Annotated in this window: 9 protein-coding genes; 7 read left to right on the top strand and 2 right to left on the bottom strand. The window is 72.3% G+C overall.

The window, feature by feature from the left end:
* Window positions 1–95 precede the first annotated feature (95 nt).
* Window positions 96–2,423 (bottom strand): 5'-nucleotidase C-terminal domain-containing protein, encoded by a 2,328-nt coding sequence (locus tag DZA62_RS13350; protein ID WP_198663712.1) that lies wholly within the window; start codon window positions 2,421–2,423, stop codon window positions 96–98.
* A 171-nt stretch (window positions 2,424–2,594) separates the two neighbouring features.
* On the opposite strand from DZA62_RS13350, the gene DZA62_RS13345 reads away from it, so the two are divergent.
* A complete protein-coding gene (locus tag DZA62_RS13345; protein WP_157987647.1) occupies window positions 2,595–3,170 on the top strand; it encodes a hypothetical protein in 576 nt (191 codons plus the stop codon).
* A complete protein-coding gene (locus DZA62_RS13340; protein ID WP_116949378.1) occupies window positions 3,164–4,105 on the top strand; it encodes a hypothetical protein in 942 nt (313 codons plus the stop codon). Before DZA62_RS13345 ends, DZA62_RS13340 begins: the two co-directional genes overlap by 7 nt.
* Window positions 4,106–4,614: 509 nt before the next feature.
* On the opposite strand, the gene DZA62_RS13335 is transcribed toward DZA62_RS13340, so the two are convergent.
* Window positions 4,615–5,619 (bottom strand): LacI family DNA-binding transcriptional regulator, encoded by a 1,005-nt coding sequence (locus tag DZA62_RS13335; protein WP_116949377.1) that lies wholly within the window; start codon window positions 5,617–5,619, stop codon window positions 4,615–4,617.
* Window positions 5,620–5,746: 127 nt separating this feature from the next.
* Here DZA62_RS13335 and rhaI point away from each other — a divergent pair, with 127 nt between their 5' ends.
* From rhaI to DZA62_RS37565, 5 genes are read left to right on the top strand one after another with little or no spacing between them, the layout of a single operon-like run.
* Entirely contained in the window at window positions 5,747–6,913 is a 1,167-nt protein-coding gene (gene rhaI, locus DZA62_RS13330) for an L-rhamnose isomerase (RefSeq protein WP_116949376.1), read from the top strand.
* A gap of 2 nt (window positions 6,914–6,915) precedes the next feature.
* The gene (locus tag DZA62_RS13325) at window positions 6,916–7,278 is read left to right on the top strand and encodes an L-rhamnose mutarotase (RefSeq protein ID WP_116949375.1); all 363 of its coding nucleotides are present in this window, start codon (window positions 6,916–6,918) and stop codon (window positions 7,276–7,278) included.
* Entirely contained in the window at window positions 7,275–9,311 is a 2,037-nt protein-coding gene (locus tag DZA62_RS13320) for a bifunctional aldolase/short-chain dehydrogenase (RefSeq protein ID WP_116949374.1), read from the top strand. Before DZA62_RS13325 ends, DZA62_RS13320 begins: the two co-directional genes overlap by 4 nt.
* A complete protein-coding gene (locus DZA62_RS13315; RefSeq protein ID WP_116949373.1) occupies window positions 9,308–10,741 on the top strand; it encodes a rhamnulokinase in 1,434 nt (477 codons plus the stop codon). Before DZA62_RS13320 ends, DZA62_RS13315 begins: the two co-directional genes overlap by 4 nt.
* Complete coding sequence (locus DZA62_RS37565) at window positions 10,742–11,125, top strand: nitroreductase/quinone reductase family protein (protein WP_198663742.1); 384 nt, start codon at window positions 10,742–10,744, stop codon at window positions 11,123–11,125.
* Window position 11,126 lies beyond the last annotated feature (1 nt).

The following is an 11,126-nucleotide window of genomic DNA, read 5'->3' as shown; positions in this document are numbered from 1 at the left end:
GGGTCGAGGGATCGGGCCTCGGGGGTGACGTGGCGCCCCGCCGGGTGAGCGGGGCGCCACGGTCGGTACAGCTCGGCCGGTGTGGCCGTCAGACGTCAGACGGCCGGGCCGCCGGCGTCGCCACCTGCGCTGCCCTTGCGCCGCGAGAGCGCGAACAGGCCGCCGCCGAGCGCGAGCACGACGACACCGCCGATGACCCACCAGAGCACACCGGACGAACCGGTGTCGGGCAGCTCGTCGCCGTCCTCGGTCCCGTTGTCGGTGCCGTTGTCGGACCCGTTGGCATCGCCGTTCTCGTCGCCGTCGTCGGACCCGTTCTCGTCCGCGCCACTGTCGGTGCCGTCGTCGGCGCCGTTCTCGTCGCCGCCGTCCTCGTCACCGTTGTCGCCGCCGTCCTCGTCACCGTCGTCGGTGCCGGGGTCGTCGCCGAAGTCGACCGTCACCGGCAGGGTGACCGTCGTGCCGGTCTCCGCCAGCTCGACCACCAGGGTGGTCTCGGCCGCCTCCTTGGCGGAGTCGGGCGTGATCGTCGGCACCGTGACGCGGACCTGCGCCCGGCCGACCTCGTCGGTGGTGTCGACGACGGCCGGGTCGATGTCGACCTTGCCGACCTCCTGACCGGCCAGCGTCACCGTCGCCGTCGCGTCGACCGGCTCGCCGTGGCTGAACAGCAGCGACGACAGGTCGACGGCGATCTCGTCGCCGGACTCGTAGACGGCGGCGGGGTCGGAGACCCAGGTGACGCCGACGGCCCGCTGCCCGTAGTCGGGCGCGGCCGGCGAGTTCTCGCCGAGGTAGGACACCATGGCCTGCAGGTCGACCTGGCCGGTGTCCGCCGGGTTGCCGCCCTGGGCCAGGGTGGCGAAGTTGTCGCCGCCGGAGGCGAGGAACGAGTTGACGACGACGCGGTACTCGCCGGCCGGGTCGACCGGCGCGCCGTCCAGCTCGAGGGTCGTGATGCGCTCACCCGCGGCCGCGGCCGGGTCGTAGGTGTAGGTGAGGCCGGCCGAGACGCCCAGCTTGAGGAACGGCCGCGAGGCCCCCTCGGGCTGCCACTGCTCCTCCAGCACCTGGGCGAGCTGCTCGCCGGTCAGCGTGGTGGTCACCAGCGTGTTGGCGAACGGCTGGATCAGCGCCGCCTCCTGGTAGGTGACGTTGCCGTCGGCGTCGCCCTCGCCGCTGCTCGCGAACGGCAGGTCGGCGCGCAGGCCGCCGGGGTTCATGAAGGCGATCTGCGCCGAGGGGTCGGTCACCTGAGCCGCCGCCAGCTGGACGTCGGCCACGAAGTTGCCCAGCGGCGACTCGCCGCCGCGGTTCTCGGTGGCGCCGTCGGACTGGCGGGCGCGGTTGAGGTCGGCGGTGATCTCGCCGAGCGACTGCGCGCCCAGCTCCTCCGCCGCGTCCTCCGCGGCCGCGACGTCCTCGGCGATCGCCTCGTCGGCCGGGTAGAGCGCGGACCAGGAGCCGTCCGAGTTCTGCTCGGTCAGCGCGATGATGTCGGAGGTGACGGCCGAGACCGCCCCGGCGTCGGTGTCGTAGGTGAAGCTGATCTTGTTGAGGTTGTAGCCGTACTGGCCGGCGCTGACGACCGGGCGGGTGGTGACCTCGCGGCCGGCCCACTCCGGCACCTCGATGCTGTGGTTGTAGGCCAGGTGCGTGTGGCCCGAGACGATGGCGTCGACGTCGGCGCTCACGCCGGTGACGATCTTGCCGAAGTCGCTGGCCGGGTCGGTGGCCGACTCGACGGAGGTGGTGGCGGCGCCCTCGTGCACCAGCAGCACGACGATGTCCGCGCCGTCGGCCTTGAGCTCGGCGGCGGAGGCGTTGGTGGCCTCGACGATGTCGCCGACCTCGAGCGCCGCGATGCCGCTCGGGCTGACCAGCTCGGGCAGGTGCTCGGTGACCGCGCCGACGAAGCCGACGGTGACACCGTCGAACTCCTCGGTCCAGGTGGGCGCCAGTTCGGTGTCGGTGTCGCAGCCGGTGTCGGCGCCGTCGGCGACCGTCACGTTGGCGCCGATGTACTCCCACGTCGCCCGCGGGATGACGCGGTCGATGAGGTCGCAGTAGCCCTGGTCGAACTCGTGGTTGCCGACGGCGCTGACGTCCAGTCCGGCGGCGCTCAGCGCGTCGATGGTCGGGTTGTCCTGCTGGATGAACGAGGTGAACGTCGACGCCCCGATGAGGTCGCCCGCGGCCGCGAAGACCGTGTTCGGGCCGCTCAGCTCGGCGACCGCGCCGGCGAGCACCGCGGCGCCGGCGGCCTGACCGTCGGCGCTGATGCGGCCGTGGAAGTCGTTGATGCCGAGAACGTCGATCTGGACCTCGGCAGCCTGCGCGGGGACGGCGGTGAGCCCGACCCCGGCCAGTCCCAGGGCGGCTGCAGCACCCAGGGCACGGTGGAAACGCCTGTTCAGGCGCATATTTCTACCCCCTACATGGCAGTTTGACGGCGGTGACGCTACCTCCGCCGGGTAAACGGACGGCATACGCCACGGCACAGGCTGGTCGCGACCCCGGCCGCTCGTCAACAGGTCTCGGCGTCGAGACACATTCGTGACAAGGCTTCGGCCCACTCCGTTATCGTCAGGGTCGTGACCTGGACCCGACGCCCACGGACGACGTCCCCGATCCTCCCGCGCTCGCTGGCCGCGGTGGCCGCCGTCGCGGCGCTCGCCGCGTGCTCGTCGTCGGGCGAGGAGCCGGCCGGTCTCGACGACACCCCGACGGCGGCGCCCACGGCCGACCCGTCCGGCGACCCGTCGGCCGGAGCCGACGCCGAGGCCGCCGCTCTCGACGCCTACGAGCGCTACTGGGACGCCCGCATCCAGTCGGTCAACGGTCCCGACACCAGCCCCGAGGCGTTCGCGGGCGTGGCGACGGAGTCCACCATCGCGTTGCACCTGCAGACCGCGCGCACGTACGAGCAGGAGGGCATCGTCTTCACCGGCGAGCCGCGGGTGTACGACACCACGGTTTCGATCGACGGCGAGCGGGGCACCGTCACCTCATGCGTCGACGACAGCGCGTGGGTGGCGACGCAGAACGGCGAGCCGCTCCCCGCCAACCCGGACAAGCCGGCGATCTATCCGGTCGGGTTCCAGGTGCTGTTGCTCGACGGCTCATGGCTGATCGGCGACCCCATCGAAGCGGAGGGCATCACATGCTGAAGCGCCGGCTCACCGGCCTCCTGCTGGCCGCGGTCACCGTGGTGGGCACCATGGTGATCACCGCCGTTCAGGTGACCCCCGCGGCCGCCGAGGACTGCATGCAGTACGTCGAGACCAGCCCGGGCGTCTGGGAGTACATCAACGTCTGCGACGGCGACGAGGGCGGCGGTGGCGACGAGGGCGGCGGCGATGAGGGCGGTGGCGACGACGGCGGCAACGCCGAGCCCGAGTGCTACCTCGGCCGTGAGGACCAGTTCAACTACGACTGGTCCTACTGCGACGGCGACCTGAGCTGCTATGTCTTCAGCCCGCCGCCGTCGGCCCCTGACGAGGAGGACTGGCCGGAGAAGCCGGCCGACGCACCCGAGGACGCCGTCTACGCCAATCAGGCCTGCTTCACCCAGCCGCCCGAGGAAGACCTCGTCAGCAACGAGTACCTCTGGCTCGACCCACCCGAAAACGTCATCAACTGGGAGCAGGAGGCCGTCCAGGCCTTCGGCGCTCTGGTGGCGCCCGACTTCGACCTCGCGTTCAACCCGCCGGGGCGCGCCTTCGTCACGCTCGACACCTGGTACTGGGCCGAGGGCGCCGGCGACGGCGAGATCACCGGCACGTCCGCGGCCGGGCTGGTCGCCATCGCCACGCCGGAGCGGCTCGAGGTCCAGCCGGGCGACGGATCGACGACGCTGACCTGCCCGTTCTCCGTGGCGCAGAGCGACGCCTGCAGCTACGTGTACGACAAGGCGTCGGTCAACGGCACCGCGACGGTCGACGGCCAGCCGGCGTACGACGGCCAGGCGCGGCTGGTCTACACGGTCCGGTTCGAGTTCAACGGCACCGTCATGGAGATCGCCGGCGTGCCGGCCGTGTTCGAGACGCCGTGGGAGGCGACGCCGATCCCGGTCGCCGAGATCCAGGCCATCGTCGAGGACTAGCGGTTCGGTCCACCGAGGTTGAGGGGCATCGGTCGGCTGGGCTTCTCGTTGGCTGGCCGACCGTTGGCCGTTTGCCAGGTTCGCCGTTCCCCTGACCCATTCTCTGAGCCGGAAGCACGCGCCTCGAGCGGACCCCATTGGCGCTTCGCGCGACGGGCGACCGCTTGACCCACGCCGACGACCCGGAGCCGACTTCGATAGCCAGAATCACGCGATCAGCCCACCAACGACATCCGAAACAGCACTCCGGCTATCGAAGCCTGGCGAACGACGCACCGGGGCGGGCTGTGCCCGCACTTGCCCCATCCCCTGACAGCTGCCCGTTCTTCGACCGCGTGCGCGCGGGTCCAGTCCAAGCCCCCGACCACGGCGAACGCCGACCACAGAGGGCGCGGACTCGAGGCGCGCATGCGCGGCCAAGAACCTGGGCAGCAGGGGGACGACCCACTGCCGCAAGCCGGCGAACGGCCGCAAGGCAGCGAACGCCGCACGACGGCGCGCTGCCGAAGTCAGCGCGACGACGAGTCGCGCACGATCAACTCCGGATCGAACACGACCTGCCGATGCTCGTGCTCGTCGGCCATCGTCTCGGCGAGCAGCAGCTCCGCCGCCGTCCGGCCGAGTTGCTGGCGCGGTTGGCGCACGGACGACAACGGCACCGCCGCGGCCGCCGCGAAGTCGATGTCGTCGTAGCCGACGATCGCGACGTCGGCCGGCACCCGCAGCCCCGCGTGCGTCAGCGCCTGCAGCACCCCGAGCGCCACCAGGTCGTTGGCGCAGAACACCGCCGACGGCAGCGCGTCGCGGCCTCCGGCGGCCAGCCGGTCCCCCGCCGCCCGCCCGGCCGCCACGTTGAGCGCCGTCGTCGTCAGGACGGTCAGCTCGACGTCGTCGCGCGCCGACACGACCGCGGACGCGCCCTCGTAGCGCTCCTGCACCTGACGCAGCGTCAGCGGCCCGCCCACGAACAGGATCGAGCGGTGCCCGGCCTCGATCAGGTGGGTCGCCGCCAGCCGGCCGCCCAGGACGTCGTCGACCGCGACGGAACACTCCACCGCGGGGTCGCCGAGCCGGTCGAAGAGCACGACCGGGATGCCGCGGTCGCGCAGCCCGGCGATGCGGCCGTCGGTGTCGATCGGGTTGATCAGCACGCCCTGCACGCGCATCTCGGCGAGCAGGTCGAGGTGTGAGGCCTCCTTGCGCGGGTCCTCGTCGGTGTTGCACAGGATGACGGCGAGGCCGTGCTGGTTCGCGGTGTCCTCGACGCCGCGAGCGACGTCGGTGAAGAACGGGTTCGCGACATCCAGCACGACCAGGCCGAGGGTGCGGCTGCGGCCGACCCGCAGCTGCCGGGCGGAGTCGTTGCGGACGAAGCCCAACTCGGCGATGGCGGCGTAGACGCGCTCGCGGGTCGGTTCGGCGACCAGCTCGGGCCGGTTGAGGACGTTCGACACCGTGCCCACGGACACGCCGGCCCGCACCGCCACCTCACGGATGTTCGGGGCTCCTGCCATCGCCGCAGCTTACCGGCTGGACGGCCGCCCCACCGAGGGCCCGGCCGGTTGACGCGCCGCCGCCGGACCGCGTAGCTTGACGGATGAGCTGAATCGGTTCAAAGACGGCCGTTGGAGGCAACACACGATGACAACTCACGACGACGTGAAGGCGGCCGTCCGCGCACTGGGAGTCGAGACGGCGTCCTGGGCGTTCGCCAACTCCGGCACCCGGTTCAAGGTGTTCGGCCAGCCGGGCGTGCCGCGCGACCCGTTCGAGAAGATCGCCGACGCCGCACAGGTGCACCGCTACACGGGTTCGGCGCCGCGCGTCTCGCTGCACATCCCGTGGGACCTGGTCGACGACTTCGGCGCGCTGGCCGCGCACGCCCGCGACCTCGGCGTCGAGATCGGTGCCATCAACAGCAACGTCTTCCAGGACGACGACTACAAGCTCGGCTCGCTGGCCAATCCCGACCCCGCCATCCGCGCCAAGGCCGTCGCCCACCACCTGCAGTGCATCGACGTCCTGCGGGCCACCGGCTCGAAGGACCTGAAGATCTGGCTCGCCGACGGCCTCAACTACCCCGGCCAGGACTCCCTGCGCGACCGTCAGGAGCGGCTGGCCGAGTCGCTCCAGACCATCTACGCCGCGCTCGACGACGACCACCGCCTGCTGCTCGAGTACAAGTTCTTCGAGCCGGCGTTCTACTCCACCGACATCCCCGACTGGGGCACGTCGCTGACGCACTGCCTCGCGCTGGGCGACCAGGCGCAGGTGGTCCTCGACACCGGCCACCACGCGCCCGGCACGAACATCGAGTTCATCGTCATGATGCTGCTGCGCGCCGGCCGGTTGGGGGCGTTCGACTTCAACTCGCGGTTCTACGCCGACGACGACCTCATGGTGGGCGCGGCCGATCCGTTCCAGCTGTTCCGCATCCTGCACGAGATCGTGGCCCAGGACGCGCACCGGCCCGAGTCGGGCGTCAACTTCATGCTCGACCAGTGCCACAACATCGAGCCGAAGATCCCGGCGGTCATCCGCTCGGTGCTCAACGTCCAGGAGGCGCTGGCCAAGGCGTTGCTGGTCGACGCCGGCGCGCTGGCCAAGGCGCAGGCGAGCGGCGACGTGCTGGGCGCCAACGCGGTGCTCATGGACGCCTACAACACCGACGTCCGCCCGCTGCTCGCCTCGCTCCGCGAGGAGCAGGGCCTCGACCCCGACCCGATCGCCGCCTACCTGCGCTCCGGCTACTTCGAGACGATCAGCGCCGAGCGGGCCGACGGCGCCCAGGCCGGCTGGGGAGCCTGACCGTGCCGCGGTACTGCTTCGTCTCGCGGGTCCGTCCCGACCAGGTGGACGAGTACCGCCGCCGGCACGCGGCGGTCTGGCCGGAGCTGCTGCGGGCGCTGCGCGACACCGGCTGGCGCGACTACTCGATCTTCGTCGGCGACGACGGCCTGCTGGTCGGCTACGTCGAGGCCGACGACCTCGACGCGTCGCAGGCCGCCATCCAGGCCACCGACGTCAACCGCCGCTGGCAGGAACAGATGGCGCCACTGTTCTCTCACGGCGCCAAGCCGGACGAGAACTGGCGGCACCTCGACGAGGTGTTCAACCTCGATGACCAACTGGCCACCGTCTCCCGAGACGCCTCCCGAGATGAGGACCGATGACCGACCCCACCGTCACCGAGCTGATCGAGCGCAGCAACCAGCTCGGGTCGGACCCGCGCAACACGAACTACGCCGGCGGCAACACGTCGGCCAAGGGCAGTGCCGTCGACCCCGTCACCGGTGGTGAGGTCGAACTGCTGTGGGTGAAGGGCTCCGGCGGCGATCTCGGGACGTTGAAGGAGTCCGGGCTGGCGGTGCTGCGGCTGGATCGCATGCGCGCCCTCGTCGACGTCTACCCGGGGGTCGAGCGCGAGGACGAGATGGTCGCCGCGTTCGACTACTGCCTGCACGGCAAGGGCGGCGCAGCTCCGTCCATCGACACCGCGATGCACGGGCTGGTCGACGCCGCGCACGTCGACCACCTGCACCCGGACTCCGGTATCGCGCTGGCGACGGCGGCCGACGGCGAGGCGCTGACGAAGGAGTGCTTCGGCGACCGGGTCGTGTGGGTGCCGTGGCGGCGGCCCGGTTTCCAGCTGGGGCTGGACATCGCCGCGATCAAGGCGGCGAACCCCGACGCCGTGGGGTGTGTGCTCGGCGGACACGGCATCACCGCCTGGGGCGGCACGTCGCAGGAGTGTGCCGAGAACTCGCTGTGGATGATCCGCACGGCGGAGGAGTTCCTCGCCACCCGCGGCAAGGCCGACCCGTTCGGGGCGGTCGTCGACGGGTTCGGCCCGCTCCCCGAGGCGGACCGGCGGGCCCGCGCGGCCGCGCTCGCACCGGTCGTGCGTGGTCTGGCGTCGACGGACAAGCCGCAGGTCGGGCACTTCACCGACAGCGACGTCGTCCTGGAGTTCCTGTCTCGCGAGAAGCTCGGCGCGCTGGCCGAGCTGGGCACGTCCTGCCCCGACCACTTCCTGCGCACCAAGGTCCGCCCGCTGGTGCTGGACCTGCCGGCCACCGCGCCGGTGGCCGACGTGGTCGAGCGGCTGCGTGAACTGCACGCCGCGTACCGCGAGGAGTACGCCGCCTACTACGCCCGGCACGCCACCGCGGACAGCCCGGCGATGCGCGGCGCGGACCCGGCGATCGTGCTGGTCCCCGGGGTGGGGATGTTCTCGTTCGGCAAGGACAAGCAGACCGCGCGGGTGGCCGGCGAGTTCTACGTCAACGCGATCAACGTCATGCGCGGTGCCGAGGCGGTGTCGTCCTACGCGCCGATCCCGGAGAGCGAGAAGTTCCGCATCGAGTACTGGTCGCTCGAAGAGGCCAAGCTGCAGCGGATGCCGAAGCCCAAGCCGCTGGCCACCCGGGTCGCGCTGGTCACCGGCGCGGGGTCGGGCATCGGCAAGGCGATCGCCGAGCGGCTGGCCGCCGAGGGCGCCTGCGTCGTCGTCGCCGACCTCGACGCCGGCAACGCTGCCGCCGTCGCCGCCGAGATCGGAAGCACCGACGTCGCGGTGCCGGTGGGTGTCGACGTCACCTCCGAGGAGCAGATCGCGGCCGCGTTCGAGCAGGCCGTGCTCGCGTTCGGCGGCGTCGACCTCGTGGTCAACAACGCCGGGCTGTCCATCTCGAAACCACTGCTGGAGACGTCGGCCGCGGACTGGGACCTGCAGCACGACGTGATGGCTCGTGGATCGTTCCTGGTATCCCGCGAGGCCGCCCGGGTGATGATCGACCAGGGGCTGGGCGGCGACATCGTCTACATCGCCAGCAAGAACGGCGTGTTCGCCGGCCCCAACAACGTCGCCTACGGCGCCACCAAGGCCGACCAGGCCCACCAGGTCCGTCTCCTCGCGGCCGAGCTGGGCGAGCACGGCATCCGGGTCAACGGCATCAACCCCGACGGCGTCGTCCGCGGCTCCGGCATCTTCGCCGGCGGCTGGGGCGCGCAACGAGCCGCCGTCTACGGCGTCCCCGAGACCGAGCTGGGCGCGTTCTACGCCCAGCGCACCCTGCTCAAGCGCGAGGTGCTGCCCGAACACGTCGCCAACGCGGTCTTCGCCCTCACCGGCGGCGAGCTGTCACACACGACCGGACTCCACATCCCGGTCGACGCCGGGGTCGCGGCGGCGTTCCTGCGATGAGCACGCTCACCGCGGCGGCGGTCGACCTGGGCGCCTCGAGCGGCCGGGTGATGCTGGCGCGGGTCGGGCCGGATCGCCTCGACCTCACCGAGATGCACCGCTTCCCCAACGTCCCGGTGCGGCTGCCCGGCGGGCTGCACTGGGACGTGCTGCGGCTGTACCGCGACGTGCTGGACGGGCTCGGGCAGGCCGCCCGGGCGACCACCGGCGGCGAGGTGCTGCGCAGCGTCGGCATCGACTCGTGGGCGGTCGACTACGGGCTGCTCGACGATGGCGGCGCACTGCTGGGCAACCCGTACCACTACCGCGACGGACGGACGTCCGGCGCCGCGGCGGCGGTGCACGCGCGGGTCGGCGAGCGTGAGTTGTACGACGTCACCGGCCTGCAGTTCCTGCCGTTCAACACCATCTACCAGCTGGCCGTGGAACCGGCCGCCGCGCTGGAGCGCGCCCGGCACGCGGTGCTCGTCCCCGACCTGCTGACCTACTGGCTGACCGGCGCGCTGGGCACCGAGATCACCAACGCGTCGACGACCGGTCTGCTGGACGTCCGCTCCGGCGACTGGGCGGCGCCGCTGTTCGACGTGCTGGGGCTGGCGCCGTCGCTGTTCCCGCCGCTGCGCCGGCCCGGCGACGTCGTCGGCCCGCTGCTGCCCGAGGTGCTCGACGACACCGGGCTGGACCCGTCCGTCGTCGTCACCGCGGTCGGGTCGCACGACACCGCGTCCGCCGTGGTCGGGGTGCCGGCCGCCGACGAGCGGTTCGCCTACATCTCCTGCGGCACGTGGTCGCTGGTCGGCGTCGAGCTGGACCGGCCGGTGCTCACGCCGGCCGGGCGAGCGGCGAACTTCACCAACGAAGGCGGCGCGGACAACACCGTGCGTTACCTGCGCAACGTCATGGGGCTGTGGCTGCTGAGCGAGTCGATCGCGACGTGGAACCGCACCGAGCCGCCCGCCGACCTGCCGGCACTGCTGGCGGCCGCCGCCGACGTGCCCGCCGGCGGCCCGGTCTTCGACCCCGACGACCCGGTCTTCCTGCCGCCGGGCGACATGCCCGCCCGCATCGCCGACATCCTGCGTGCGGCCGGGTCGCGGGTACCGGAGAGCCGGCCGGAGCTGGTCCGCTGCATCCTCGACAGCCTCGCCGCCGCCTACGCGCGCACCGTCCGCGCGGCCGCCGACCTGTCCGGCCGCACCGTCGACGTCGTCCATCTGGTCGGCGGCGGCGCCCGGAACGAGCTGCTGTGCCGGCTGACGGCCGACGCCTGCGGGCTGCCGGTGCTGGCGGGCCCGGTCGAGGCGACGGCGCTGGGCAACGTGCTCGTGCAGGCCCGCACCCACGGCGCCGTCGACGGCGACCGGTGGGCGTTGCGGGCGCTGCTGCGCTCCACTCAGCACGTGCGGCGGTACGAACCCGCTAGCCTGTAGCTGACCAGCCCGGACGCCGCCGACGGGAGGTCCCGCTCATGGCCGCCGACCGACCGCCCCGGCTACCGCCACGCTGGTTCGTTCGGACGTTCTGGACGCTGCACCGCGCGCTGTGCGGGGTCAGCCGCGGGCGGCTCGGCCTGTGGCGGCCGAAGCCCGGCGCGTGGGGCCTGGTGGCTGAACCTGCAGGCGCACCCGGACGCGACCGTCGAGCTGGCCGGGGCCACCCGCCCCGTGGTGGCGCACGCCGCCGAGGGAGCCGAGCGAGATCGGTTGTGGGCGACGTGGCGGCTCGTCGACGAGCAGTTGGACGGCTACGCCGCCAGGCGCCCGGGTGAGACCGCGGTCGTGGTGCTGGCACCGCGCCCCGGCGACTCGCGCTGAC

Source organism: Jiangella endophytica, from assembly GCF_003427025.1.
GTDB classification, from domain to species: Bacteria; Actinomycetota; Actinomycetes; order Jiangellales; family Jiangellaceae; genus Jiangella; species Jiangella endophytica.
Note: the sequence above shows the minus strand (reverse complement) of the source record. Positions and strands in the feature narration are given on the sequence as shown.